This window comes from Stenotrophomonas sp. Iso1, from assembly GCF_027497995.1.
Classification (GTDB): domain Bacteria; phylum Pseudomonadota; class Gammaproteobacteria; order Xanthomonadales; family Xanthomonadaceae; genus Stenotrophomonas.
In genome coordinates this window covers 884,842-911,735 of record NZ_JAODBT010000001.1, presented here as the reverse complement: position 1 = coordinate 911,735, position 26,894 = coordinate 884,842, and the positions used below count along the sequence as shown (strand labels likewise).

Sequence of the window (26,894 nt, the reverse complement as noted above, 5' to 3'; positions counted from 1 at the left end):
GGTTCACCGTCAAGCGCCACCAGCCGAGACCTGATAGAAACGACCATGACAGCCACCGCACTTCGCTTTTTCCTGCCGCTTGCCATCGTCGCCCTGCTGCCTACGGCGGCAACAGCGCAGAGCATTCAACGTCCCACCCCTGCAATCAGTTCACCATTGCTCGACACACCGGTCAGCGTGCGTGAGCAACCATTGTCCACGGGCAAAGTCACTCACTCGGTGCAGATTCAATCGCCTCCCGGGCAGGCTCAGGTGACCGTGCGCTCGGTGCAGGCGGACAATGTGGTCGGCAACTACCGCATCGATTTCGCCGCGTTGGATGTCAACGGCGACGGCTTCATCAGCCGCGAAGAAGCGCAGGTCAACCCCGCGCTGGCCGACGAATTCAATGCCCTCGACACCCCACGTCGCGGCAAATTGGCACGCGAGCAGCTGGCCGGTTGGCTGCTCCCATAGGACACTTCTACGGGAGCAACCTGGTGCAGACCGTCGGTTACAACCCCGACGCGCGCTTCCAGAACAGCGACAGCAACGGCGGCATGCGCCCGGCCAATCCCAGCAATGCGCCGCGCGCCAAAGTCAGGTGCATCTCATCGTTGGAGAACACTTTGTTGATCGCATCGAAGCTGTAAGCGGCAACCGTGTTCTCACTGCGGCGCGTTCGCGCCCAGCGCTGCAGACGGTGCGGCGCACTCCAGTCCTGACGCCGTTGCAGGGCGGTTCGCACCAAGTCGCGCAGACCCGCCACATCACGCAAGCCCAGATTCACGCCCTGTCCTGCCAGTGGATGCACGACATGCGCGGCATCCCCCAGGGTTATTACGCGGCCGGCAACATAGTTTTTTGCCAACTGCCGGCGCAGCGGGAATGCCGCACGCGGCGATACCACACGCATTTGACCCAGACGGCCAGCAAAGGCGTTGGTCAGCTCGCGATTGAAACGGTCATCGTCCAACGCCAGTACGCGCTCGGCTTCGGCGTCGGGCAATGTCCATACGATGGAGCTGCGGCGTTTGTCATACGGCAGCACCGCCAGCGGGCCGGTATCGAGGAAGCGCTGCCAGGCGGTGTCTTCATTCGGCAGATCGCTATCGACGTAGGCAACCACACCGCGCTGGCCGTAGTCATGCCAAGACACATCCAGCCCCGCCAGCGTCCGCAGCGTGGATTCGGCCCCATCAGCGGCGATGGCGATGGACGCCTCCACACGACGCCCATCATCCAGCCGCAGGCGCACGCCCTGCGCATCCTGTTCCATTGATTCAACCCGCGCCGGGCAATACAGCTGCACGCCCGCCGCCGGCAACGCCGCCCAGAGCCGATCCACCAGCAAACCGTTCTCGACGATCCAGCCCAGTTCGCGCCGGCCCAGTGTGTCGGCATCGAATGTCAGGTCGCCACCGCCAGCGGCATCCCACACCCGCATCCGTCGATAAGCACGTGCATGCCCGCGTTCCACCTGCGACCACACACCGAGCGATTCCAACAGCCCCGCGTTGTCGGCGGCAAAAGCGAACACGCGCAGATCCGGCCGTTGCGACGACCATTGCGGCGGCTCGCGGCCTTCTACCAAGGCCACCTGCAAACCCTCTTTGGCCAACGCCAACGCACAGGCACCGCCGACCACGCCGCCGCCAACAATCACCGCATCCCATTGCCCGCGACGGCTCATCGCACTTCGCTCCTGCACAGCTCGGGCACCTGCCCACGGAAACCCATCGCCCCCCCCACAAGGAAGGACTGCACCGGAGTGGCCTGCGCGGCGGCAACCAGCCCCAGACTGCGCAGCGGCCGCATCAGCGGTGACACATTGCTGGTCAGTCGCGCCAAGCCATCGGAGAACGCCAACGTCTGTTCGCGATCCGGACCGCGTCGCTGCACGTAGGCCTGCAACACGTCATCGGACCCCGGGTCCATCGCCGCATCGCCAATCAACTCGGCCAGGGTCAGCGCATCCCGCAGGCCCAGATTGAAACCCTGCGCACCCACCGGATGAATGGTCTGCGCGGCATTGCCCAGCAGCAGCGCGCGTTCGCCAACCAGTTTCTGCGCCAGCACCTGGATCAGCGGATAGGCGCTGCGCGGGCCGCTTTCCAGCAGACGCCCGGCGCGCCAGCCCACTGCATGCTGCAGTCGCGCCAACCAGGCGGTGTCGTCCAGTGCCATCACCGCGTCCGCCTGATCACGGGCGACACCATGCACCACGCCGTAATGGCGGTCGCCGCGTGGCAGCAGCGCGGTCGGGCCGGTGTCGGTGAAACGCTCGTAAGCACTGCCATCAGGCACCTTTGCCGGACGCACCCGCGCCACAAACAAGGTCTGCTGGTAATCGTGCTCGGTCACGTCGATACCCAATGCCTGCCGCACGGCGCTGCGTGTGCCATCGGCGCCCACCACCAAGCGCGCCTGCAGACGGTGCTCGCCAGCCCCGCCAGTGATGACCACTTCGCGTCGACCGTCAGTGCTCGCGCCCAGCGCCACAAACTTCGCCGGGCGGTAGCGGGTCAGCTGCTTCAGTTCGCCCAGGCGGGCTTCGAGCGCCTCACCAAAATCGCGCGCCACCACCACCTGACCGAAGGCATCACGGCCGTAATCCTCGGCCCGCATCACCACCCGGCCGAAATCACCGGCGCGGCTGACATGGATGCGGCGGATCGGGCCGCCGGGATTGGTCAGGCGCTGCATCACGCCCAAGGCGGTCAGCGCGTTGACCGTGGCAGCGGCGAAGCTGAGGTTGCGCTGGTCAAACACCGCCGGCAACGCGCCGCCGGGGGTGGCTTCCACCAATCCCACGTCCAGCCCCATCCGGTCCAGGGCAATGGCCAGACTGGCTCCGACCAGCCCGCCGCCTACGATCACTACGTCATGGTTCGCACTCATGTGGGCATGATAAAGGTTCGCCCGCCCGCGTCGGCCCTGCTCATGCGGCGCTGCAACCGCAGGTTCACTCCCACTGCGGCTAGAATGGCCGCCTGATTCCGCCGAACCGATCACTGTCATGACCGCCAACGCCCAACGTGCTTTCGTCCTGTCCCTGCTCGTGCTGCTGATGGCTGGCACCCGCATCAACCACTTCGCGCCCATTCCGGATGCGTCCTGGGCGGTCTTCTTCATCGGCGGCTTCTACCTGCGCAACTGGACCCGCTGGGCCTTCCCGCTGCTGATGGCGCTGGCCGTGGCCGTGGATTGGGCGGTGATCAGCAGCCAGGGCATGAGCTTCTGGCAGCATTACTGCGTCTCGGCCGCCTACTGGATGCTGATTCCGGCGTATTTCGCCATGTGGGCCGGCGGCATGCTGTTGCGTCGTCATTACAAAGCCGCCAGCTGGCAGTCGCTGGGCCTGTTGGCAGGCACCCTGATTGGCTCGGTGGCGCTGTGCCACCTGATCGCCCAGGGCAGCTTCTACTGGATCAGCGCGTCGGTCGCCGAGCCGACCTTTGCCGGCTGGGCCAAGAACTATGCGGATTGGCTGCTGCCGTACCTGCGCACCGCAGCGCTGTACACCAGCGCCGCTGCACTGGTGCAGGTGGTTGTCGAAGTGGCCGGCAAGCAGCCGACCACCGACCGCATCGCTCACTAAGGGCGGCGCTGCGCAATGGGTAACCGCCTTTCAAAGATCTACACCCGCACCGGTGACGATGGCAGCACCGGCCTCGGTGATGGCAGCCGTACCGGTAAGGATTCGGCCCGGGTTAATGCTTACGGCACCGTCGATGAAGCCAATTCGGCCATCGGCGTCCTGCTGGCAGTGAACCTGCCGGAAGATGTCCGCACGCTGCTGACCACCGTCCAGCACCAGATGTTCGATCTGGGCGGCGAACTGTGCATTCCCGGGCACGCGGCGATCCAGGCCGAGGACATCGACGCACTGGAACGCCACCTGGACCGTTACAACGACGACCTGCCGCCGCTGAAGGATTTCATCCTGCCCGCAGGCGGTGAAGGGGCATCGCGCTGCCACCTGGCCCGCACCATCGTCCGTCGCGCCGAGCGTGAAACGGTAGCGCTGGCACGTGTGGAGGAGGTTCGCGGCGAAGCGGTGCGTTACCTCAACCGCCTGTCCGACCTGCTGTTCGTACTGGCCCGTGTACTGGCCCGCGCCGATGGTCACGGCGAAGTGCTGTGGAATCACGAACGCCGCCGCGGCTGATCGTCACGGCAGGCCGCCAGCACGGATGGCCACACCTGATGCTTTGGTAGCAACCGCCGCGCAAAGGCCTGCGCGGCCAGTTACAGTTCGGCCATGCTCGTATTCACCCATCCTGCCTGCCTGGGCCACGACCCGGGCCCCGACCATCCCGAATCCCCAGAACGCCTGCGCGAGGTGATTGCGGCGTTGCGTGGCGAATTTCCCGATCAACTGCAATGGCGCGAAGCGCCGCCGGCCAAACTGGGCGAACTGGCACGGGTGCATTGCCGCGAGCTGATCGACGATGTTCTGCAGGCGCAGATCCAGCCGCTGCGGCGCATCGACCTGGACACCTTCACCTCGCCTGGCTCGGCCAGTGCCGCCCTGCATGCTGCCGGTGCCGGCGTGGCAGCCATCGATGCGGTGATGCTGGACGATGGCGGCCGGCGCGCGTTCTGCGCGGTACGCCCTCCCGGCCACCACGCCACCGACGACACCGCGATGGGCTTCTGCCTGTTCAACAACGTGGCCATCGCTGCTGCCTATGCACGCGACAAGTACGGGCTGGAGCGCATCGGCATCGTCGATTTCGACGTACACCACGGCAACGGCACCCAGGCGATCTTCGAGACCGACCCCAAGGTCGCCTACTACAGCACCCATCAGTCCGGGCTGTTCCCCTATTCGGGCAGCATGCGCGAGCGTGGCGTGGGCAACGTCTGCAACATCCTGTTGCCACCGGGCAGTGGCGGCTTCCGTTTCCGCAATACCTGGGCCGACGACATGCTGCCGCAGATCGAGGCGTTCCGGCCGCAGCTATTGCTCATTTCTGCCGGTTTCGACGCACATATGCGCGATCCACAGGCCGACTTGATGGTGGAAACCGAGGATTTCGCCTGGTTGACCGCCGAACTGGCTGGTATCGCTGATCGCCACGGCAACGGCCGGGTGGTGTCGATGCTGGAAGGCGGCTACGACCTGCAGGCTTTGCGCGAATGCAGCGTGGCGCACGTCCAGACACTGCTGGACACCTGACACCGCCTCACCGTCCAATGAACGCTCGACTGGCACGCCTCAATCATGCGCACCGGTCTTCGCCGGGCAACGCGTGCGCCGCCGCTATCGAGGTCAATGAACCCGAACCGGCTCCCTACAGCGGCCTTCATTGCCCCCATGCAGGCGATGGGGCAAGCTAGCGGCCGTTTTCCCCCGAACCCGAACCGCGTGCGCCGAGCCTTCCGCCTGCTTCCGTTACCCTTGGGAATTGCCATCTGCCTGCCCGCGATGGCCGATGATAAACCGCTGAACTGGGGCCTTTGCCCAGCCACGGAAGTCCTGCCTGCCTTCAGCGAAGCGCCCAAGGCCGATCCGGCCGCTGCGGCCACGCGTGAGCAGCAGCCCACCGACATCGAAGGCAACGAGCTGAGCGGCACCAGCACCATTCCCCAATACCAGGGCAACGTGGTGCTCAAGCGCGGTGACCAGTTCATGGGCACGGACAACCTGCGCCTGGACACCGAAAGCGGCAACTACATCGCAGAAGGCAATGTCCGCTACTCGGACAGCTCGATCCGGATGATGGCCGAGCGCGCCGAGGGTAATCAGGAAACGGACAGCCACAAGATCAGCAACATCCAGTACCAGCTGGTCTCCCGGCGCGGCAATGGCGGCGCCGAATCAATCGACCTGCAGGGCTCGGTTGGACAGATGCACCATTCCACCTACACCACCTGCGATCCTTCGCAGCCGGTGTGGAAACTGGTCGCTCCGCAGATCGAAGTGGACAACGAGGCCGGCTTCGGTACCGCCCGCAACGCGGTGCTGCGCATTGGCAACGTGCCGGTGTTTTACGCGCCCTGGTTCAAGTTCCCGATCGACGACCGGCGCCAGACCGGCCTGTTGTTCCCCAAACTCAGCATGTCCGGCCGAAATGGCTTCGACTATGCGCAACCAATCTATTTCAACCTGGCACCGAACTACGACGACACCCTCACCCCGCGCTACATGAGCAAGCGTGGGCTGATGCTGAACAACGAGTTCCGCTACCTCTATTCCGGCGGCAGGGGCCAGCTCGACACGGCTTACCTACCCAACGATTCGTTGCGCGACAAGGATCGCGGCAAAGTCCAGTACAGCGGCTATCACAACATCGACAGCCACTGGCAGGCCCGCGCCAACATGGCCTGGGTCAGCGATGAGCGCTACATGGAAGATTTTGCCAATCGCCTGCTCGGCGTGACCGCCTCCAACCTACTGAGCACTGCTGGCCTATATGGCTCAGGCCGGAGCTGGACCGCCGGCTTGATGGCCGACCATTGGCAGCTCACCGACTACACGTTGACCGAACAGTCGCTGCCCTACAGCCGCCAGCCGCGCCTGTTTGGCACCTGGGAGGAGAGCTACGGCAACTGGTTCGAAACCGGGGTTTACGCAGAAGCGGTGCGCTTCACGCATGACGACATCCATCAGAAAAGGATCGATGCCGACGGCGAGTATGTCCGGACCGGCACGGTGACCCCTCGCCCTGGCGGCTCTCGCTTGGACATCAAACCCTATATCTCGATGCCGCTGGCCGGCGCATCGTGGTACATCACCCCGACCTTGGCCTGGCGCTACACCGCCTATGACCTGGAGCGTGGGCTGGCCGACAATATCCGCCGGCAGAATCTGCAGGCCGCAGGGATCAATCCCAATACGGCCACGCCCGAGCAGTTACGTGGCAACACCTCGCCCAGCCGCAGCGTGCCGATCGGCAGCATCGACATGGGCCTGTTCTTCGACCGGGAAACCAGCATCGGGGGCAAGTCCTACCTCAACACCCTGGAGCCCCGGCTGTTTTACCTGAACACGCCGTACCGCGACCAGAACGACATGCCGCTGTTCGACACTCGCGCCTTCACCTTCAGCTGGGGCCAGTTGTTCCGCGACTCGCGCTTCACCGGCGCCGATCGCCAGAACGATGCGAACCAGCTGACCACCGCACTGACCACGCGCCTGATCCGACAGGAAGATGGCCGCGAAAAGCTGTCGGCCAGCATCGGCCAGATCACCTACTTTGAAGACTCGGAAGTCACCCTCAATCCGGCCGAACCGGTGAACCGCGACGGTAAGTCCGCATGGGTGGCTGACGTCAACTGGGCGATCACCGATCGGTGGACCCTGGGCAGCACCTACCAGTGGAGCCCGAAGTACCGTAAGGAAGACTTGGCCAGCGTGCGCGCCCGCTACCTGTTCCCGAACGACGGCATCGTCAACCTGAACTACCGCTACCGCCGCAACCCCGCCGACGGCAGTGACCAGCTCAAGCAAGTGGATTTCTCTTTCCTGTACCCGATCAACCCGCGCTGGAGCATCGTCGGCCGCTACTACTACTCGCTGCTTGAAGCCGACAAAAAACCGCTGGAAATCATCGGCGGCGTGCAGTGGGACAGCTGCTGCCTGGCCGTGCGCGCGCTGGCGCGGCGCTACGTCAAGAACCGCGAGGGCGACCTCAACAACTCCTTCCAGATCGAGTTCGTGCTCAAGGGCCTGAGCTCGGTTGGACAAGACACGGACCGCACCTTGCGCCGTGCTATTCTCGGCTACAACCGAGACGACCTGTACCTCGTACCGCCCAGCAACATCCAGGCGATCGAGGACGACTACGATCCGAATCTGATTCCATGACCAAAACCCTTCCCGTAGTCCTCGCCACTTTGCTGGCGTTTTCCGGTGTGACTGCTCCGGCAGCCGCCCAGCAGCAGAACCAGCCGCTGGATCGCATCGCCGCCATCGTTGACGAAAACGTGATTCTGCAGAGCGAATTGCAGCGCGCGGTCAACAACATCAAGGGCCAATACGCTGGCCGTGAGGCGCAGTTGCCGCCGGACAGCGTGCTGGAGCGACAGGTGCTGGAGCGCCTGGTGCTGGTCAAGCTGCAGGTGGCGCGTGCCGATGGCAGCGGTATCCGTGTCAGCGATGAAGAACTGAATCAGGCCGTCGCCAGCATCGCCCAGCAGAACGGCAGCGATGTCGACAGCCTGCGTCAGCGTCTGGCTCAGGACGGCATCGGTTTCTCCGATTTCCGCAACTCGGTGCGCGAGGAAATCATTACTCAGCGTTTGCGCCAGAGTTTTGCGCAGAGCCGCATCAGCGTGAGCGAGGGCGAGGTTGATGCCGCCCTGGCCCAGCAGAACGCGGGTGGTGCGCAGTACCACCTCGCCCACATCCTGGTGGCAGTGCCCGAAGGCGCCAACGCCGAGCAGATCGCCACCGGCCAGAGCAAGGTCGACGGCATCAAGAACCTGCTGGACAAGGGCGAACTGGATTTCGCCGCAGCGGCTGTGCGTTATTCCGACAGCCCCAACGCTCTGGAAAGTGGTGACCTGGGCTGGCGCAGCCTGGATGAAATTCCCAGTGCCTTCTCCAACCAGATCAAGAACATGAAGTCGGGCGACGTGCTTGGCCCGATCCGCGGCCCCAGCGGCTTCCAGCTGCTGAAGCTGGTGGAAGTGCGTGACGGCAGTGCCAGCGGCGATGCCCGCAAGGTCACCGAGTTCCACGCCCGCCACATCCTGATCCGCGTAACCGACCAGGTCAGCGACGCTGCTGCCAAAGCCAAGATCGAAACGCTTCGGGCGCAGATCGCTGGCGGGGCCGACTTCCAGGCCGTGGCCAAGGAATCCTCGGACGATACCAACAGCCGCGGCCAGGGCGGTGATCTGGGCTGGTTCCCGGCCGATGCATTCGGCCCGGACTTCGGCAAGCAGGTGGAAGGCGTGAGCGATGGTGGCGTGACCCCCGCGTTCCGCACCGATGCCGGCTGGCATATCGTCCAGCGCGTGGCTACGCGTCAGACCGACGTGACCGACGACAACAAGCGTGCACAGGTGCGTGAGCAGATCGGTCGCCGCAAGCTGGACGACGAGTACAACCGCTTCCTGCAGGAACTGCGTGGCGAAGCCTACGTCAGCTTCCGCAGTGGTGACCGTGCCGAAGGCACGGCTGAACCCGCCAAGCCCTGATCGATGATTCCCCAGCTCGCTCTGGTCCCGGGCGAGCCTTCCGGGATTGGCCCGGAACTCTGTATCCGACTTGCCCAACAGCCGCGCAGTGATTGCCGGCTGTTGGCGTTTGCGGACCCCGATACCCTGCGCGCGGCAGCCGCCGCGCTGGCCCTGCCGCTGCAATTGCTGCCCGAAGATGCGCCTGCGCGCGCGCCGGGCGATCTGCGACTGCGCGCGGTGCCCAATGCCGTCCCTAGTTGTTTCGGCACGCCTGACCCGCGCAACGCTCGTGCGGTGATCGACGCCCTGCTCGGCGCCGGACAGGCCTGCCTGGACGGCAGCCTGGACGGCGTGATCACCGGCCCGGTGCACAAGGCGGTGATCAACGATGGTGGTATCGCCTATAGCGGCACCACCGAACTCCTGGCCAGTCAGGCCGGCGTGGAAGTGGTGATGATGCTGGCCAACGACATCGTGCGTGTCGCCCTTGCCACCACGCACTTGCCGTTGCGGGAAGTGGCCGATGCCATCACTGCCGCTGGTCTGCGCAAGGTCATCTGCACCACGCATGCCGCACTGCACCGCGATTTCGGCCTGCAGCAACCGCGTATCGCCGTACTCGGCCTGAACCCGCATGCCGGCGAAGACGGACATCTGGGGCGCGAGGAACTGGACGTGATGATCCCGCTGCTGGAGCAACTACGCAGCGAAGGCCTGGACCTTATTGGCCCGCTGCCGGCCGACACCGCGTTCCTGCCGGCCAAGCTGACCGGCTTCGACACCGTGCTGGCCATGTACCACGACCAGGGCCTGCCAGTACTCAAGTACAGCGGCTTTGAACAGGCCACCAACATCACCCTCGGCCTGCCCTACCCGCGCGTGGCGGTGGACCACGGCACCGCGCTGGATCTGGCCGGAAAGGGCGTTGCCAACCCCTCCAGCCTGCTTGCTGCCACCGTTTTGTGCGCCAGGCTGGCTGCACAACGTAAAATCCCCCAATGAATTCCTCACATTCCCCGCGCACGGGCAGCGGCTTCACCGCTCCGGCGAAGAAGCAGTTGGGCCAGCACTTCCTGGCTGACAAGTACTACGTCGAAAAAATCGTGATGGCGGTTGACCCGAAGGGCGACGACCGGCTGGTCGAAATTGGCCCCGGCCAAGGCGCCATCACCTTCCCGCTGCTGCGTCGCCACCCGAAGTTGACGGTCATCGAGTTCGACCGCGACCTGATCACGCCACTCACCGAAGCAGCCGCGCCGCTGGGTGAACTGACCATCGTCCACCGTGACGTGCTGCAGGTGAATTTCACCGAGCTGGCCGCCGGCGGGCAGATCCGTCTGGTTGGCAACCTGCCCTACAACATCTCCTCGCCGATTTTGTTCCACGCACTGGAGCACGCCGCCGCGATTTCGGACATGACCTTCATGCTGCAGAAGGAAGTGGTCGACCGCATGGCTGCCGGCCCCGGCAGCAAGGTCTACGGGCGTTTGAGCGTGATGCTGCAGGCCTGGTGCGAAGTCGAGGCGCTGTTCGTGGTGCCGCCGGGTGCGTTCCGGCCGCCGCCGAAAGTGGATTCAGCCGTTGTACGCATGGTGCCGCGCGATCCCGCCAGCGTGGGTATCAACGACCGCAAGCGCTTTGCCGATGTGGTCCGGGCCGCCTTCGGCCAACGCCGCAAAACTCTGCGCAATGCGCTCAATGGCGTGATCGATGCGGCCCAGTTCGAGGCCGCCGACGTGCGCAGTGACGCGCGTGCAGAACAACTGGAAGTTGCCGATTTCATCCGCCTTGCCAATCTGCCGCACGCTTGAACGCAGCAGCTACGCATTCCGATCACCTGCTTTTGCTTACACTCCCCGCATGGAAGATTCCCGCCACTACGCGATCGAGATCGAGGTCTCCCCTCGCTTCATCGACGAACAGTCGGCCCCTGAAGACGGGCGCTTTGCGTTCGCCTACACGATCCGCATCCACAACAGCGGCACCATGCCGGCACGGCTGATCAGCCGTCATTGGCGCATCACCGACGGCGAAGGCCGGGTCGAGCACGTCGACGGCGATGGTGTGGTCGGCGAACAACCGCGGCTGCGCCCGGGCGAGGAGTTCCGCTACACCTCCGGCGTCATGCTCGGCACCGAGCGCGGCACCATGCAGGGCCACTACGACATGGTCGCCGATGACGGCACCGAGTTCGCTGCGCCCATCGCACCGTTTGTACTGACCATCCCCAGGACGCTGCACTGATGGCGACCTGGGCAATCGGCGACCTGCAAGGCTGCTACGACGTTACCCAGCGCCTGCTGGAAAAGATCAACTTCGACCCGGCCGTCGACAAGCTTTGGTTCTGCGGTGACCTGGTCAACCGCGGTGGACAATCGCTGGAGACGTTGCGGCTGGTGCATTCGCTGCGCGACCAGTCGGTCGTGGTGTTGGGCAATCACGACCTGTCGCTGCTGGCTATCGGCGCGCGCAGCGACGAGGAGCAACGCAAGGTCAATCAGGACCTGCAGCGCATCGTGCTGGCCGAGGACCGCAACGTCCTGCTGGATTGGCTGCGCCTGCAGAAGCTGGTGCATGTGGACCGCGAGCTGGGCTGGATGATGTTCCATGCTGGCCTGGCGCCGAAATGGACCGTAAGCCTGGCCGAAAAGCACGCGCGCGAAGTCGAGCAGCAGTTGCATGGCAACGGCTATCGCAAACTGTTCCGCAACATGTACGGCGACAAGCCGGCCTGGTCACCGGCCCTGAGTGGTTACGACCGTTCGCGCGCCATCATCAACATGTTCACCCGCATGCGTTATTGCACCCCGAGCGGGCGCATCAGCATGGACGACAAGGGCACCCCCGGTACCCAGGCACAGGGCATGTACCCGTGGTTTGAAGTACCGGGCCGGGTGGAACGGGAGTTGAAGATGGTTTGTGGCCATTGGTCGGCCCTGGGCCTGACCATCACGCAGGGCGTGCATGCCATCGATACCGGCGCGGTGTGGGGGGGGAAGCTCACCGCCCTGCAGCTCGATAGTGAAGACCTGCGCATAGTGCAGGTCCCCGGCCGCGATGTGCCGGCACCCGTACCGGGCGCACAGCCACCACGCAAACCGCACGCACAGCCACAACCAGAACGTCGTGCCGAGCCGCGCACTGAAGGCGGCACCAACGAACGCGGCGAACAACGTCGGCGTCCGCGTCGCCATCGCCCTCGCGGCAACGGCAATGGGAACGGCACCCCGGGCAGCAATCAGAACAAGCCGGCTCCAACCGAATGAAGTATTGGCCAGCAGCATTACTGCTGATGGCCATCGTGTTGCTTGGTGCCTGTCGACAAAACCCGGATCACACAGACAACAGCGCGCGCACGTCACCGCAACCTGCCCTTGCACCTGCCGCACCATCACCGCCGTTGGTTGCTGCGGCACGCGCGCAGATCGGCGTCACCGTCCTCTACGACCCCGCCTATTTTTCGCTGCCCTATCCGCAGGGTGATGTTCCAGCAGATCGCGGCGTCTGCACCGATGTGGTGATCCGCGCCCTGCGCGAACAGGGCATTGATCTACAGGCTCGCATCCATGACGACATGCGTGCGCACTTCCGCGAATACCCCGCGTTATGGGGCCTGTCGCGGCCTGATCCGAACATCGACCACCGCCGCGTCCCCAACCAGATGCGCTGGTTTCAGCGGCAAGGCTGGGAACACCCAGGCAGTGATCAAGCCGTCGATTACAACCCCGGCGATATCGTGGCGTGGAAGCTTAACGGCAATGGGCTGCTGCACGTCGGCATCGTTTCCGACCGGCGTCTGTCTGACGGCACGCCACTGATCCTGCACAACATCGCCCGCGGCACGCAGGAGGAAGATCTGTTGTTCCGCCACACGATCATCGGGCATTACCGGCCGCCGGCCTGACGGTTGTTTGTTGGAACGCTGCGCGGGAAACGCCCTTCCCTTCAGCTGCGGCGAAAGTGGGGAGCGCTTGAACTATCCGACTGCCAGGCCAAGGCGAGGATTGGGGAGTGAACCTTCAGTGGCCGGTCCCTGCAACAACTCCTCGCAGGCCGCTCCTAACGCCGCCTGTAATGCACGAAGCGGAACGCGAACGCATGACGCTCATCGGCCGCGTGCGACTGGCTATCCACTTCCTGCCAATGCGCCAGATCGACTTCCGGGAAATACGTATCCGCCTGCACTTCCGTTTCCACCCAGGTGAGGTAGAGATCGGTGGCCTGCTCCAGCAGGAGGCGGTAAATTTCGCCACCACCGATCACACACAACTCGCTGGCACCTTCTTCCGCCACGATGGCCTGCGCCTGCTCCAGTGATGCCACTGCGCGCATGCCTGCAAATGGCACCTGGCCGCTACGGGTCAACACCAGATTGGTGCGGCCGGGCAGCGCACGCCCCAGTGACTCGGCGGTCTTGCGGCCCATCAGGATCGGCTTGCCGAGAGTAAGCGCCTTGAAGTGTTTGAAGTCATCCGGCAGATGCCATGGCATCGTGTTGTCACGGCCAATGCCGCGATTGCGATCCAATGCGGCAATCAATGACAGTCGCAAAACCGGAGCGCGGCGCGGCGCTGAAATCTCGGCGTCTGCCATTCCCACACCCTCACTCCCGGCTCCCTGCTTTTGACTCATATCGCCACCGGCGCCTTGATCGCCGGATGCGGGTCATAACCATCGATGCGGATGTCGTCGAAGCTGAAACCGAACAGATCGATCACTTCCGGGTTCAACCACAGTTTCGGCAGCGCGCGCGGTTCGCGCGACAACTGTTCACGCGCCTGTTCGTAATGGTTGGAGTACAGATGCGCGTCGCCCAGCGTGTGCACAAAATCGCCAACACCCAGGCCCGTTGCCTGCGCCACCATGTGCGTCAGCAGCGCGTAGCTGGCGATGTTGAACGGCACACCGAGGAAGATGTCGCCGCTGCGCTGGTACAACTGGCAGCTGAGCTTTCCATCCAGCACGTAGAACTGGAACAGGTTGTGGCACGGCATCAGCGCCATCTGCGACAACTCGCCCACGTTCCAGGCGCTGACCACCAGCCGGCGCGAATCCGGGTTGCGCCTGATCTCCTCCACCAGCCACTGCATCTGATCGATGCTGCCGCCATCGGCAGTGGCCCAGCTGCGCCATTGCTTGCCATACACCGGGCCGAGGTCGCCGTTGGCATCGGCCCATTCGTCCCAGATGTTGACCTTGTTGTCCTTGAGATAGCCGATGTTGGTGTCGCCCTTCAGGAACCACAGCAGCTCATGGATGATCGAGCGCAGGTGCAGTTTCTTGGTGGTGACCAGCGGGAAACCCTGGTTGAGATCGAAGCGCATCTGCCAACCGAACACGCTGCGCGTGCCGGTGCCGGTGCGATCAGACTTCTCACTGCCATGCTCCAGTACGTGCTGCAGCAGATCCAGATATTGCTTCACGCCTTTTCTCCAGTGGGCACGACGGGCTGTAGTACCGGTGCGCGGCGCGACATCAGCAACAGAACCACGCCCAGCGCGATCAACGGCAGGCTCAGGATCTGCCCGCGGGTCAACCAATCAAAGGCAACATAGACGCCGTTGTCAGGCATGCGCACAAACTCGACCAGGAAACGGAAGCTGCCGTACATCAGTGCGAACAGGCCGGACACCGAATAACGCGCGCGGGGCTTCATCGAGAACGCCCACAGCACCACAAACATCACCAGGCCTTCCAGCAGTGCTTCATACAACTGCGAGGGATGACGTGCGAACTGGTTGAGCACGCCAGCGGCATAGTCCTGCTGGATCTGCGCAGTCGACATCAGCTGCTGCATGGTCGGCAGACCCGCTGGGATGTCCTTCAACGGTGCGTGCGGGAAGATCACACCCCACCCGGCATTGGTGAATTTGCCGTACAGCTCGCCGCCGATGAAGTTACCCAAGCGGCCGAAACCCAGGCCTAGCGGCACCAGCGGTGCGACGAAATCAATCGTGTCGAAGAAATGCAGCTTGTGCTTGCGCGTCCACCACCAACCGGCCGCCATCACACCGAGCAGGCCACCGTGGAAACTCATGCCGCCCTCCCACACCCGCAACAGAATCAGCGGGTTGTGCAGGAAATCGGAGGTGGCATAAAACAACATGTAGCCGATGCGTCCGCCCAGCACCACGCCGAGCATCGCGTAGAACAGCAGGTCGGAGAACCCATTGGCATCCACCCCGGGCAAGCGCCCGGCGGCGATCCGTTTGCGCCCCAGCCACCAGGCAGCAGCAAAGCCCAACAGATACATGACGCCGTACCAGTGCACCTGAATCGGCCCCAGTGAGAAGGCAATGGGGTCTATGTCATGGAGATAGATCATGCAGGTGCTATCCAGCGAAACGATTGCCTATTCTCAGGGCAGCCTCCCCCGGGCTCAACCCATGCCGTCAGGTCAATCCGTTGCGGGTTCAGCCCAACAGGTGGGGTCGGTCCGGCAACTCGTTGTCTGACGGGCGCGAAGGGTCCGCAGGGAAGTGCAACGCCAGCAGCTCCGAGACCTCGGTAACCGCCGCCAGCACCGCCGCTTGCCGGTCACCCTGCTGCAGTTGCTCACGCAGGTGGTCGCACACTTGCTGCCAACGTGCCGCGTCCACCACCTCGCGCAGGCCGCGGTCGGCCACGATCTCGATGGCGTGGTCGGCCAACAGCAGATAGATCAACACGCCATTGTTTGCGCGGGTATCCCAGGTGCGCAGTACCGCGAAGGCGTGGTCAGCGCGTTGTCGTGGGCTGGTGCCCTGCCACAGCGCCGACAGCGGCAGATCGGACTCGACCGCGAACATCACCTGCCCGTCGTGCATGCGTTCACCGTCAGCAATCGCATGGGCGATGCGATCCAGGCTCGGCTCTGGAAACGCCGCCTGCGCGGAAGGTGCAAACAGATGTCGCCACCAACGCATCACCAGCTCCCCGAGGCGCCACCGCCTCCTGAACGACCACCGCCGCCGCCCCAACCGCCGCCCCCTCCGAAGCCACCGCCACCAAATCCACCCCCACCCCAACCACCACCCCGCGCGAAACCGCCGCGGGAGGCGTTGCCGAACGAGAGCAGGAACGCCACCAGCGCTGCGATACCGCCGCCCACCATCGACAACAGCAGCAGGCCGGCCCCACCGGCGACCACGCCGGCCACCAACCCTCGCACCACGCGCGGCAGCCGTGACAGCAGCACGCGCATGAAGGTGGAGGCCACCACGCCGATGACGATCGCAAACAGGAACGGCGACTCACCGCCACCGCCCGGCTCGCGGTTACTGCTCACCGGCGGCGGCAGTTCTTCACCGTCAATCAGGTTGACCAGCACCGCCGTCGCGGCGGTGATACCACCGGCGTAGTCGTCTTGCCGGAAATGCGGCACCAGGTATTCCTGAATCACCCGGTTGGCGATGGCATCGGGAATGGCGCCTTCCAACCCATAACCCGGTTCGATCCGCACCCGCCGGTCGTTCTTGGCCACCACCAGCAACACACCATCGTCCACACCCTTGCGACCGATGGCCCACTGTTCGATGACCCGCGTGGCGTACTGGGAAATCTCTTCCGGCTCGGTAGTGGGGACGATCAACACCTGCAGTTGGCTACCCTTACGCTGCTGCAATGCCAACGCCTGCTGTTCCAGCGCCTGCTTCTGCGCGGCATCCAGCGTGCCGGTGGTGTCGACCACCGGCGAATCCAACGGTGGAATCGGTGCCAGCTGCTGCGCACCGGCCACACCTGCCCATCCGCAACCCAGCAGACAGACCAGCAACCACAGCCGTGGCAATAGGCCCCTCACCGATGCCGACTCACTGCGCCGGGGCCGGCGCGGGCGGCGGGCTCTGCTGCGGCTGCGCAGCCGGCTGCGGGTTGCCGAACTTCACTTCCGGCGGCTGCGAAATCTGCGCCTCGTTCTCGACGGTGAAATTGGGCTTGGCCGCATAGCCGAACATCTTGGCGGTGATTACCTGCGGGAACGAGCGGATGTAGGTGTTGTAGTCCTGCACCATCTGGATGTAGCGGCCACGCGCCACGGTGATGCGGTTCTCGGTACCTTCCAGCTGCGCCTGCAGGTCGCGGAAATTCTGGTCCGACTTCAGCGTCGGGTAGTTCTCGCTGACCACCAGCAACCGCGACAGCGCACTGCCCAGTTCACCCTGCGCCTGCTGGAACTGCTGCAGCGAGGCCGCGTCATCGGCATTGACCTGGATCTGCCCGACTTTGGCACGGGCGTTGGTGACCTCGGTCAGTACCTGCCGTTCCTGCTGGGCATAGCCCTGCACGGTATTGACCAGGTTGGGGATCAGATCGGCGCGGCGCTTGTATTGGTTCAGCACCTCGGACCAACCGGCTTTGACCGCTTCGTCCTTCTGCTGGATGGCGTTGTAACCACACCCGGAAATCGAGATTGCCGCGACGACAAGCAACATCAGGCGGAGGAACTGGCGCATGGTCGGACCCTTGGGGACAGAAGCGCCGAGCATGCCACGGCCCGTGTGCAGCGTGTGCATGCAAGAAGGGCCGGCAATGCCGGCCCTTCCGTTGTTGCGGGGTGAACCTGACCGGCGTGATGGCCGGCCAGATCACGCACTTACCAGTTGTCCGCACCCGGCACGTGATGGGCCTTGGCGTTGCGACGCATCAGCAGGTTCAACCACTCCACCATCACCGAGAAGCCCATGGCGGCGTAGATGTAGGGCTTGGGCACGTGCACGTCCAGACCATCGAGCACCAGCACCGCACCGACCAGCAGGATGAAGGCCAGCGCCAACAACTTCACCGTGGGGTTGGCATCGATGAAACGGCCCAGCGGATTGGCTGCCAGCAGCATCACCGCCACCGACAACAGCACCGCGCAGACCATCACCGGCACATGGTCGGCGATGCCGACGGCGGTGATCACCGAGTCCAGCGAGAACACGATATCGATCACGGCGATCTGCGCGATCACCATGCCAAACGATGCCGTGGCCTTAGTGGTGGTCGGGTCGGCATCTTCGCCGCCGCTGACCAGCTCCCGGATTTCCTTGATGCCCTTGTAGAGCAGGAATAGACCGCCCAGCACCAGTACCAGGTCGCGGATGGAGATACCCATGCCGAACACATTGAACAGGTTGCTCTCCATGTGCGCCAGGTAAGCCAGCGACACCAGCAACAGGATGCGGGTGATGCATGCCACCGCGATGCCGACGCGGCGTGCCACCGGGCGCTGATGCGCCGGCAAACGCCCCACGGCGATGGAGATGAACACCAGGTTGTCGATACCGAGCACGATTTCCAGCGCGCTCAACATGAACAGGGTCAACCACACATTGGGGTCGGCAAGAATCTCAAAAGACATGCAGGCAATCCTTAAACAAAAACGTCACTACCACCGCCGCCCGGCAGGTGGTTTCTCAGAGAATCCGCGGTGCCAGGATCAAGCCCCAGCACAGCAGAACATTCATCATCAGCACGAACACCGCCGCCGAGCCCATGTCCTTGGCGCGTCCCGCCAGTACGTGGTACTCCGGGCCATAGCGCTCGATAACCGCCTCGATGGCCGAATTGGCAAGCTCCATCGCCAGCACCAGCAGCATGGAGCCGATCAACAGCACTTGTTCGACAGGCCCCTGACCAAGCCACAGCGCCAGCGGGGCCAGCACCACGAACAGGCAGACCTCCAGCCGGAACGAGGATTCATGCAGCCAAGCGGCCTTCAAGCCCTGCCAGGACCACAGCGCAGCCTTGAAGATGCGGGCCGGCCCGCGTGGCATATGCCCGGTTTGATCAGCCACGGCACACCTGTCCAGCAGCCACGTGACGGTCACAACAGAATTGCCGGAACAGGATGGCTGCCATGCAGGAGATACCGGGAGGGTGGAAAACAATCGGCAATTTTGCCACATCTGTCCGCAGCGCACCCTAAGCCCGCTCCCAACGCGTCTCAGCGGTAATACAAGGTGGCCGTGGTACCCATGCCTTCGGTGCTCTCCAGCGTGATGCGCCAGCCACAGCGCTCGCACAGCCGACGCACGATGGGCAAACCCAGCCCAGCCCCTTGCGGCCGGCCCTCCTCGGCCCTGAAAAAGGGCTCGAACACCCGCGACAACGCATCGCTGCTCATGCCAATGCCGGTATCACGCACCACAACCCTGCCCTCGCCCACCTGCACCTCGATCTCGCCGGCATCGGTGTATTGGCAGGCATTGCGCAGTAGATTTCCCACCACGACATGCATCACCCGTGGGGGCGCCACCATCGGTTGTGGGCCCTCAATCCGCAGGCGCAGCTCAACCGGCTTGCCGACCAGCAGTTCGGCGACCGCATCCACTTCGTGGCGCACCACCTCGCCCACATCGAATGCCTCGGACAATGGTTCCACATTCGCTTCGCGGGCAAGCAGCAGGAACGCATCGACGATGGCCTCCATGTCACGGCCTGAGCGCTGAATGCGCTGCAGGCTTCGCTGCAGGCGCGGGGTAAGCCCGGGGTCGGCCAGCGCCATGTCGCTGGCCATGCGGATCACCGTCAAGGGCGTCCGCAGCTCATGGCTGGCATCGCGGGTGAAGTTGCGCTCGCGCGCGACGTGCTCGCTGACCCGGCCTGCCATACCGTGCAGCGCAAGTGCCAGCTGCCTTGCCTCGCCCTGCACTTCGGCCGGCAACTGTTCCGGCGCCAGCGCACTGGCATCGGGGTAACGCGGATCCCAGCGCGCCACCCGCCGCGCCAGCCAGTTCACGGGCGATACCGCCCGCCATGAAGCCCGGTAGGTCAGCCATGACAGTGCGTAGATCGCCAGCAGCACCAACGTCACCGGCACCACACCCAGCCAGAACACGGCGCGACGCGCCTGTGATTGCGGGAACACCAGATAAAGCCGGCCTTCGGGCTTTTGATCCACCAGCACGAGCTGGTTGGCTGCCTCCAACTCATGAAACCCGGGCGACAGCGGACGGAGATCTGCCGGAACGGGCTCGGCAGGCTGGCCGTCAGCCAACAGGTAGCCGCGGATGTAGCGGGTATTGGGCAAGGGTGCGTCCGCCGACTTTGCGTGCAATGACCAGTAGTGCTGCGCCTCGTCATTCAACACCACTTTCACCAGCCCGTGCTGGATCAGCAGCGACACCAGATAGCCGCCCAGCAACACACCCAGGCTTGCCAGCAGCGCCTGCAGAATGAACGCAACTCTGATCTTGTGCGGCAAGCCATACGGCATTGCGTCAGTCCCCCTGAACCGCCGTGATTATAGGGACTGACCGCCTGCCACCGACGCCCTACCCACGCAACCGCCGCTCTCACCCTCGGCGGCGGTTGCGCCCCGCCGCGACTCAGCCCATGGGCTGGCCGATATCGGCGATGCGGTAGCCGGCGCTTTGCACCGTGTGCAGCAACGGGCGGTCGAACGGCTTGTCGATGATTTTGCGCAGGTTGTACAGGTGGCTGCGCAGGGTATCCGAGTCGGGCAGACCGTTACCCCAGATTTCCCGCTCGATCTCCTGGCGGGTGACCACCCGGGGTGATTCGCGCATCAAAATAGTCAGCAGGCGCAGGCCAATCGGCGAGAGTTGCAGTTCGCTGCCGGCACGGGTGGCACGCATGCTGACCGGGTCCAGCACCAGGTCAGCGACCTTCAGCACCTCGGCACCCACCTGCCTGCGCTCGCGGCGGATCAGGGCACGCAGGCGCGCTTCCAGCTCCTGGATCGCGAATGGTTTGGTCAGGTAGTCATCGGCGCCGTAACCCAGGCCGGTGAGTTTGTCGTCGAGGGTGTCACGCGCGGTCAGCATCAGCACCGGCGTCGACTTGCGTGCCTCGTTTCGCAGGCGGCGGCAGACTTCGATGCCATCCAGGCGCGGCAACATCAGGTCCAGCACCACTACGTCGTAACTGTTCTCGGCTGCCAGCCGGTAGCCATCAAGGCCATCGACTGCGTAGTCCACTTCAAAGCCCTTGCCTTCCAGGTACTCGCCAATCATCTCGGAGATGTTGCGGTTGTCTTCGACAACCAACACGAGCCCGGATGATTCCTTGGTCTGTCGCATGGAGCCTCCTCAGTCTTCAGCTTTGTGAAAGATGCCGGATGGCTAGTAGAAGCCATGTGAAGGCTTCCGTTAGAAATTTGTTTTGCACGTAACCGAATGCAGCAACAGGAGGGCCGCCGAAAGCATTCCGGCCCGGGCCAGCCTGCGCGCCGCAAGGCAGCAGCTCAAGCCCCCATGCCCCTGTTTGAGAACTCATGACATCACAGGCATATGCTATCGGCCCGTCCCGGCGAACCCCTCATGCCCGCCCCGCCCTTCACCGCCTACCTGTATCCGGTATTGCTGCTGATCGCCAGCAACGTATTCATGACCGTGGCCTGGTATGGCCACCTCAAGTACAAATCGGCGCCGCTGATGACCGTCATTCTGGTCAGCTGGGGCATTGCCTTTTTCGAGTACTGCCTGCAGGTACCTGGCAACCGTTTGGGCAGCGCGGTGTACTCGGCACCACAGCTCAAAGGCATGCAGGAAGTGATCACCTTGCTGGTGTTCGCGGTCTTCTCTGCGACCTATCTGGATCAACCCTTGAAATGGAACCATTGGGCCGCGTTCGCGCTGATCGTGGTGGCGGCGTTGCTGATGTTCAAGGAATAAGGGGAGTAGCAAACGGTTGCGGCCTGCTTCATCCCGCTCATGCCGCGCAAACAAGGAGGCCCCGCAATGCGGGGCCTCTGGCTTATCGGATTTCCGCCGGTTCAACGTATTGCGTGAACACCGCATCAATCTTCGCGGTATCCACCGCCGCGCCCTCCTTGATGGCCTCGGCCTGCTCGAACAGCGGAATGATCATCGCCATGCCGTCCAGCTTGGTCTTCAGGTGCACACCCGGCGCCTTGCCGAGGAAGCCCTCCCAGCGCTGCCGCACTTGCGCCCAGAAACCGGACGTCCCTTTCCAGTAGGAATACGCTGGCGCGAAATCCACCTCGGTGGTTTTGAGGTAATCGTTGAAACCGAACTCGCGGGCGATTTCCACTTGGCTGCCGTCGGCGTTGCGCTGCACCTTGGTGTTGAACTGCTCGTGCGTCCAACCATTGGGCGTGAGTGTATGGCGATTCACTACCGACAACGCGTTGTAATCACTGCGCTTGGTGTATTCGCGACGCGGCAACGGGCGCCAGCTGAGATCGCTGGTCCAGGTCGGCACGTTGTTGTCATAACTCCACTTACCCGTCCCACAGTATCGTGGGGCATCACTGACTTCATACACGCATTGGGTCCAGGCGCCCTGGTTCACCGCTGCGGGAATGCTCCGCACCTGCCACGTCTGCTCGACGCTGAACTCGAAACGGTTGGGGGCTTCATATACCCAGTCCTGACGCCAATGCTTGGTGACATGGCCGCTCTTCTCATCCACCAGCAGATGCTGCAACACGATGCGCTGTGGCGTGTCTTCGATCACGATCACCACTTCATTACCGCCGCTGCGCATGGCCGCCGCGCGCTCATAGCCGGGCTTGAGCAGGACGGTTTCGTCAAAGGCGAAATCTACGGTGTACTCGCCCTGCATGGCGAGGATGGAATCGTGATCACGGGCGGTGCTGGCAGGTGCTGCACTGGCGGCACCGCAGGCGGTGACGAGCAACAACAGGCTGGCGTGAGGGAGCTTCATTGAGCGTTCCTTTGTGCGTTGCGAAGAGGGAATGGCCATCCGTGGCCGCAGCAGATCCTTCGGAGCCGGCCCTTGCGGAACCAGAGAGAGAAGGCTTTGGATTACCACGACACCGCGACGCTGGCCGACACCGTGCGCCCCGGATTGCTGTAGCGGTCGATGACTGTGCTGCCAGAGCCCAGCGTCGAGGTGATGCTCGACCAGTCGATGTAGTTGCGGTCTGCCAGGTTGAACACGCCGACGTTGAACTTGGCACCCGGCGCGAACTCCCAATGGCCCATCAAGTCGAGCACGCCGTAGCCCGCCGGGCGGTAAGCGTCCGCATCGGCGATGCGGGTCTTGCGCTTGGCAAAGGTGCCGGCCAGTTCCACGCCCCACGCATCGCGGTCATACATCAGGCCGACTGTGCCACGCAGTGGGTCCACCGAATCCAGCGGCACATCCTCGGTGCGATTCTGGCCATGCGACCACGCCAGCGCGCTGCGCAACGACCAACCTTCCAGCGCGGCGTTGAGCTGGCCGAAATCCACACCCGCCTTCAATTCCGCGCCATAGATGCGGGCTTCGGAAATGTTCTGCGACTGGAACACCAACAAGCCCTGCGCGTTGCGACCAACGTTGCGCTGCGACTCGATGAAATCCTTGTAGTCGTTCCAGTAGCCGCTGACGCTGACGTAAGCGGCCGGGGTGAGATAGCGCATGCCCAGCTCAACACCATTGCTGGTTTCCGGCTTCAAATCCGGATTGGGAATGGCGGTGTAACCGAACATGACGTTGGTGAAGCCCAGGTTCACGTCGTTGTACGGCGGCGAGCGGAAGCCGTGCGAATAACCGGCAAACAACGACCACGCATCATCAAAACGCCACACCATGCCCAGCTTCGGCGACACACTGGTCTTGCTCAGCGAAGCGACTGGCATGTCCGGATTGTCCTCACGAAAAATGCCGTCCAGTTCCGGTGAGAGACGGTAGTGATCCACGCGCAGGCCCGGCACCAACGACAACCGGCCACCGGCCATGCGCATTTCATCCTGCACATACAGGCCCAGCTCGGTGGTCTTGCTGATCGGGAAGTCACGCACCGGGAAGGCATCAGGAAGGATGGTGGTGCTGGTAGTGCCGTTGGCCAACACCTGGAAGCCATCACGCTTCTGGTGAACTTCGGTCCATGCGCCATCAAAGCCCCAGGTCAGCGCATGTTCGACATTGCCGGTCTGCAGGCCCTTGTTGAACTGCGCCTGCGCGCCATACACCCGCTGGTCGAAGTTGAACTCGCGATGGCGGCGGCTGCCGTTGGTGCGGCCTTCGTTGGTGACCTGCGTGGTCTCGCTGTCCTGACGGTACACCTGCCAGCGCAGACTGTCGGCGAATGACGCGTTCAACGCATCCATTTCATGCGCAAACGAAACGCGCGCGCGCGTCTGCTTGTCATGCGCGGTCATAGCGGTGGTGGTGCGTGCGGAAGGCGTCGGATGCTTGTCGTTGATTGACGAATACACGTCGGTATCGGTGATGTCTTCGTTGCCTTCCACGGTCAGACGGAAACGCTGGCTCTCGTCCGGCGCATAAACCAGTTTGGACAACACGCTGCGGCCGTCGCGCTCCTGTGGATTGGACGCAGTGCGGGTGTAGTCGTGGCTGCGGACATCGCCCTTGTTGCCGGTTTCCTGGCCCTGGCGATGGTTGACGTTGACCATGCCGCTCCAACGCTCGCCGCCAAATGCGGTAGTAACGCTACCCAGCAATCCCTGCCAGTCACCGTCATAGCCAAATTTGAGGCCGACATAGCTGTCCTTGCCGTCTTTCAGGTAATCGGCCGGGTCTTTGGTGACGAAAGCCACCACGCCACCCAACGCATCGGAGCCGTACAACGAACTGGCCGGGCCGCGCACGATTTCCACGCGCTTGAGCGTTTCCAGATCAGTGAAATTGCGGTTGGCGTTGGCGAAGCTGCCGATGTCGAAACTCTTCGGCATGGCAATGCCGTCGGTCTGGATCAACACCCGGTTGCTGTCCAAGCCACGGATGCGGAACCCCCCCAGGCCAAAGCGCGTGGCGTTCCGGGTGACAGAGATGCCCGGCTCGTAGCGGACCAGGTCGGCGATGTCGTGCACGAGTTGGTTGTCCAACTGCTCGCGGTCGATGACGTCCACCGTTGCGGCGACATCGCTGACGGCACGCTCGGTACGGGTGGCGGTGACTTGCACACGATCAAAATCACGTGTGTCCGGCGATGCCGAGTTTTCGGCATGCACGGGAGAAAGCACCGCCCACAGTGCGGCACTCAGAACAGTTGGACGAATCATGGAAGTCTGGAATCCGTTGGGATGCAGAACCCTTGGCGGAGCGACTGGGCTGCCTGGAGGACAACCCAGCCGCGGCCAAGGGGGGGAGAGAGCTGCGCATCAGACGGGCAAAGCGCGCTGCGGCGCCGGCCCACAGGGAATGCGGCCTGCAGTTACTTGGTCAGGATCAACTTGTCGTTGCTGGTATGACGCAAGCGATAGAACTTGTCGCCATGCTGGATGACGATTTCACGCTGCCCCTTGAGCAGGGCGCCGCTGTCGACAACGCCGTCAGCCGACATCAACTGGACCGGGCGCTGCGGCAGGTGGAGGGTACGAGGACGAAGCAGGATGGGCTGAGCGGACATCGAGGTGATTCCGTGCTGGGGACGGAGTTGATGATAATGATTCTCAATACCAATGCAAGACCCATTCGCAAAAAGATCTGACCCTGATCGTCAACAAGGTTGCCCTGGCACCCGCCGAGGCCAGTGGAGAGGCAGGAATGGGGATCGGCGGCAACCGTGCACGGTGAACACCTCTTTGCAGCCGGGTAAACGCAGCCCACCCGGAAGGCGCCTTATTCGCTGGCTGAGCAAGCGTTCCGCGAGGTTTCCTGCCCGTCCCATTGCATCACTGCACTTCCGGCACAACGCCCGGCTGCGCCGCACTTACCCGGGGCAATGTTTGTACGCCGAGGCCCGCACAGCAGAACGGCCCGGTGCGAGGCCGGGCCGTTCTGGATCATGCCATCGCTGCCAGAGCCAGCAGCTATCAGCCAAAAATGGCTTCAATCCGCTGCCAACCCTGCGCATCCACGCGCTCCAGTACATCGAGCGCACGCAGGTTTTCCTCCAGCTGCGATACGCGGCTGGCGCCCAGGATCACGCTGGACACGTTGGGGTTGCGCAGGCACCAGGCGATGGCCAACTGCGCCGGCGATTCACCCAACTCCGCTGCCAGCGCGCTGAACCTGCGCACTTTGCCCAGACGGTCATCGGCCGGCTCGCCCAGCACCGAGGTCTGCAGCCACTCCAACGAGGGCTGGCCCAGCCGCGAATCGGCGGCGATGCCGTCGTTGTACTTGCCGGTCAACAGGCCCGAAGCGAGCGGCGACCAGATGGTGGTGCCCAGCCCGGCATCGGCGTACAGCGGCGCGTACTCCTGCTCCACGCGCTGGCGGTGCAGCAGGTTGTACTGCGGCTGCTCCATGGTCGGCGCATATAGATGGTTGGCACGGGCAAAGGCCACCGCTTCGGCGATCTGCGCGCCGGACCACTCCGAGGTCCCCCAGTACAACACCTTGCCCTGGCGGACCAGGGTGTCCATGGCCAGCACGGTCTCGCTGATCGGCGTTTCCGGATCCGGGCGATGGCAGTAGTACAGGTCCAGATAGTCCACCCGCAGGCGCTTGAGCGCGGCGTGGCAGGCGTCGGTGACATGCTTGCGCGACAGCCCGCGCTGGGTGGGTGCGGGGTCTTCGGCCGAGCCAAAGAACACCTTGCTGGACACCACAAAGCCGTCGCGCGGCAGGCGCAGGTCGGCGATCACATCGCCCATCACCTGCTCGGCGCGGCCCTTGGCATAGCCCTCGGCGTTATCGAAGAAGTTGACCCCGTTGTCCCAGGCCGCAGCGACCAGGTTGCGGGACTCATCGCGCCCGATCTGGCTGCCAAAGGTCACCCAAGCGCCAAAAGACAGGGCGGAAAGCTGCAGGCCGGACGACCCGAGACGACGGTATTGCATGGCTCACTCCAGAATTTCAGACCGCGTCATCGGCGCGGAAGGGCCGCCAGTGTAACTGTCCGGCCCGTCCGTTCAGCCCTCAGACCTTGCCGATACCGGCGCAATCCGGGCAGTTGACTGCATATGCCCAGAAGA

28 protein-coding genes are annotated in these 26,894 nt (G+C 63.6%); 12 read left to right on the top strand and 16 right to left on the bottom strand.

Annotated features, from left to right (window positions below):
* Window positions 1–45: 45 nt before the first annotated feature.
* On the top strand, window positions 46–456 hold the full coding sequence (locus tag PAN08_RS03705) for an EF-hand domain-containing protein (RefSeq protein WP_269790191.1): 411 nt from the start codon (window positions 46–48) through the stop codon (window positions 454–456).
* Window positions 457–493: 37 nt separating this feature from the next.
* Here PAN08_RS03705 and PAN08_RS03700 read toward each other — a convergent pair whose 3' ends face one another.
* Window positions 494–1,672, bottom strand: a complete 1,179-nt coding sequence (locus tag PAN08_RS03700) for a UbiH/UbiF family hydroxylase (protein WP_269790190.1) — start codon at window positions 1,670–1,672, stop codon at window positions 494–496.
* Window positions 1,669–2,880: a 2-octaprenyl-6-methoxyphenyl hydroxylase gene (gene ubiH, locus PAN08_RS03695; RefSeq protein ID WP_269790189.1), complete on the bottom strand. Its 1,212-nt coding sequence runs from the start codon at window positions 2,878–2,880 to the stop codon at window positions 1,669–1,671. Before ubiH ends, PAN08_RS03700 begins: the two co-directional genes overlap by 4 nt.
* A gap of 118 nt (window positions 2,881–2,998) precedes the next feature.
* Here ubiH and PAN08_RS03690 point away from each other — a divergent pair, with 118 nt between their 5' ends.
* The 10 genes from PAN08_RS03690 (at window position 2,999) to PAN08_RS03645 (ending at window position 13,018) form a co-directional block, all read left to right on the top strand.
* Window positions 2,999–3,580, top strand: coding sequence for a hypothetical protein (locus PAN08_RS03690; RefSeq protein WP_269790188.1), 582 nt, complete (start codon window positions 2,999–3,001; stop codon window positions 3,578–3,580).
* A gap of 15 nt (window positions 3,581–3,595) precedes the next feature.
* Entirely contained in the window at window positions 3,596–4,150 is a 555-nt protein-coding gene (locus PAN08_RS03685; RefSeq protein WP_269790187.1) for a cob(I)yrinic acid a,c-diamide adenosyltransferase, read from the top strand.
* Window positions 4,151–4,243: 93 nt separating this feature from the next.
* Complete coding sequence (locus PAN08_RS03680; RefSeq protein ID WP_269790186.1) at window positions 4,244–5,164, top strand: histone deacetylase family protein; 921 nt, start codon at window positions 4,244–4,246, stop codon at window positions 5,162–5,164.
* Between the two features lie 147 nt (window positions 5,165–5,311).
* Window positions 5,312–7,795, top strand: coding sequence for an LPS-assembly protein LptD (lptD, locus tag PAN08_RS03675; protein WP_269791156.1), 2,484 nt, complete (start codon window positions 5,312–5,314; stop codon window positions 7,793–7,795).
* Window positions 7,792–9,132 (top strand): peptidylprolyl isomerase, encoded by a 1,341-nt coding sequence (locus PAN08_RS03670; protein ID WP_269790185.1) that lies wholly within the window; start codon window positions 7,792–7,794, stop codon window positions 9,130–9,132. Before lptD ends, PAN08_RS03670 begins: the two co-directional genes overlap by 4 nt.
* Before the next feature lie 3 nt (window positions 9,133–9,135).
* Window positions 9,136–10,116, top strand: a complete 981-nt coding sequence (gene pdxA, locus PAN08_RS03665) for a 4-hydroxythreonine-4-phosphate dehydrogenase PdxA (RefSeq protein WP_269790184.1) — start codon at window positions 9,136–9,138, stop codon at window positions 10,114–10,116.
* The gene (gene rsmA / locus PAN08_RS03660) at window positions 10,113–10,925 is read left to right on the top strand and encodes a 16S rRNA (adenine(1518)-N(6)/adenine(1519)-N(6))-dimethyltransferase RsmA (RefSeq protein WP_269790183.1); all 813 of its coding nucleotides are present in this window, start codon (window positions 10,113–10,115) and stop codon (window positions 10,923–10,925) included. The genes pdxA and rsmA overlap by 4 nt, the downstream gene beginning before the upstream one ends.
* A gap of 49 nt (window positions 10,926–10,974) precedes the next feature.
* Window positions 10,975–11,358, top strand: coding sequence for a Co2+/Mg2+ efflux protein ApaG (apaG, locus tag PAN08_RS03655; protein WP_269790182.1), 384 nt, complete (start codon window positions 10,975–10,977; stop codon window positions 11,356–11,358).
* Window positions 11,358–12,380 carry a symmetrical bis(5'-nucleosyl)-tetraphosphatase gene (locus tag PAN08_RS03650; RefSeq protein WP_269790181.1) on the top strand — a complete coding sequence of 341 codons (1,023 nt, stop codon included), beginning with the start codon at window positions 11,358–11,360 and terminating at the stop codon, window positions 12,378–12,380. The genes apaG and PAN08_RS03650 overlap by 1 nt, the downstream gene beginning before the upstream one ends.
* Window positions 12,377–13,018 carry a DUF1287 domain-containing protein gene (locus tag PAN08_RS03645; protein WP_269790180.1) on the top strand — a complete coding sequence of 214 codons (642 nt, stop codon included), beginning with the start codon at window positions 12,377–12,379 and terminating at the stop codon, window positions 13,016–13,018. Before PAN08_RS03650 ends, PAN08_RS03645 begins: the two co-directional genes overlap by 4 nt.
* Before the next feature lie 155 nt (window positions 13,019–13,173).
* Here the strand turns inward: PAN08_RS03645 and PAN08_RS03640 are convergent, their stop codons facing one another.
* The 10 genes from PAN08_RS03640 to PAN08_RS03595 all read right to left on the bottom strand — a co-directional run bounded on the left by PAN08_RS03640 (window position 13,174) and on the right by PAN08_RS03595 (window position 21,119).
* On the bottom strand, window positions 13,174–13,665 hold the full coding sequence (locus PAN08_RS03640; protein WP_269791155.1) for a dihydrofolate reductase: 492 nt from the start codon (window positions 13,663–13,665) through the stop codon (window positions 13,174–13,176).
* Window positions 13,666–13,742: 77 nt separating this feature from the next.
* Window positions 13,743–14,537, bottom strand: a complete 795-nt coding sequence (locus PAN08_RS03635) for a thymidylate synthase (RefSeq protein ID WP_269790179.1) — start codon at window positions 14,535–14,537, stop codon at window positions 13,743–13,745.
* Entirely contained in the window at window positions 14,534–15,439 is a 906-nt protein-coding gene (gene lgt, locus PAN08_RS03630; protein WP_269790178.1) for a prolipoprotein diacylglyceryl transferase, read from the bottom strand. Before lgt ends, PAN08_RS03635 begins: the two co-directional genes overlap by 4 nt.
* A gap of 88 nt (window positions 15,440–15,527) precedes the next feature.
* Window positions 15,528–16,019 (bottom strand): TPM domain-containing protein, encoded by a 492-nt coding sequence (locus tag PAN08_RS03625; protein ID WP_269790177.1) that lies wholly within the window; start codon window positions 16,017–16,019, stop codon window positions 15,528–15,530.
* Entirely contained in the window at window positions 16,019–16,864 is an 846-nt protein-coding gene (locus PAN08_RS03620) for a TPM domain-containing protein (RefSeq protein WP_269791154.1), read from the bottom strand. Before PAN08_RS03620 ends, PAN08_RS03625 begins: the two co-directional genes overlap by 1 nt.
* A gap of 40 nt (window positions 16,865–16,904) precedes the next feature.
* Window positions 16,905–17,546: a LemA family protein gene (locus PAN08_RS03615; RefSeq protein ID WP_269790176.1), complete on the bottom strand. Its 642-nt coding sequence runs from the start codon at window positions 17,544–17,546 to the stop codon at window positions 16,905–16,907.
* A gap of 140 nt (window positions 17,547–17,686) precedes the next feature.
* A complete protein-coding gene (locus tag PAN08_RS03610) occupies window positions 17,687–18,436 on the bottom strand; it encodes a TerC family protein (protein ID WP_269790175.1) in 750 nt (249 codons plus the stop codon).
* A 55-nt stretch (window positions 18,437–18,491) separates the two neighbouring features.
* Window positions 18,492–18,872, bottom strand: coding sequence for a diacylglycerol kinase (locus PAN08_RS03605; protein WP_269790174.1), 381 nt, complete (start codon window positions 18,870–18,872; stop codon window positions 18,492–18,494).
* A gap of 149 nt (window positions 18,873–19,021) precedes the next feature.
* Window positions 19,022–20,293, bottom strand: a complete 1,272-nt coding sequence (locus PAN08_RS03600) for a HAMP domain-containing sensor histidine kinase (RefSeq protein ID WP_269790173.1) — start codon at window positions 20,291–20,293, stop codon at window positions 19,022–19,024.
* A gap of 112 nt (window positions 20,294–20,405) precedes the next feature.
* Window positions 20,406–21,119 carry a response regulator transcription factor gene (locus PAN08_RS03595; protein WP_057633435.1) on the bottom strand — a complete coding sequence of 238 codons (714 nt, stop codon included), beginning with the start codon at window positions 21,117–21,119 and terminating at the stop codon, window positions 20,406–20,408.
* A gap of 240 nt (window positions 21,120–21,359) precedes the next feature.
* Here PAN08_RS03595 and PAN08_RS03590 point away from each other — a divergent pair, with 240 nt between their 5' ends.
* Window positions 21,360–21,713 (top strand): DMT family protein, encoded by a 354-nt coding sequence (locus tag PAN08_RS03590; RefSeq protein WP_057633454.1) that lies wholly within the window; start codon window positions 21,360–21,362, stop codon window positions 21,711–21,713.
* A gap of 82 nt (window positions 21,714–21,795) precedes the next feature.
* Here the strand turns inward: PAN08_RS03590 and PAN08_RS03585 are convergent, their stop codons facing one another.
* From PAN08_RS03585 to PAN08_RS03570, 4 genes are all read right to left on the bottom strand, one after another.
* Window positions 21,796–22,728 (bottom strand): DUF6607 family protein, encoded by a 933-nt coding sequence (locus tag PAN08_RS03585; protein WP_269790172.1) that lies wholly within the window; start codon window positions 22,726–22,728, stop codon window positions 21,796–21,798.
* Between the two features lie 101 nt (window positions 22,729–22,829).
* Window positions 22,830–25,034, bottom strand: coding sequence for a TonB-dependent hemoglobin/transferrin/lactoferrin family receptor (locus PAN08_RS03580; RefSeq protein WP_269790171.1), 2,205 nt, complete (start codon window positions 25,032–25,034; stop codon window positions 22,830–22,832).
* 152 nt (window positions 25,035–25,186) lie between these two features.
* Window positions 25,187–25,381 carry a hemin uptake protein HemP gene (locus tag PAN08_RS03575; protein WP_057633428.1) on the bottom strand — a complete coding sequence of 65 codons (195 nt, stop codon included), beginning with the start codon at window positions 25,379–25,381 and terminating at the stop codon, window positions 25,187–25,189.
* A gap of 406 nt (window positions 25,382–25,787) precedes the next feature.
* Complete coding sequence (locus tag PAN08_RS03570; RefSeq protein ID WP_269790170.1) at window positions 25,788–26,759, bottom strand: aldo/keto reductase; 972 nt, start codon at window positions 26,757–26,759, stop codon at window positions 25,788–25,790.
* Window positions 26,760–26,894 lie beyond the last annotated feature (135 nt).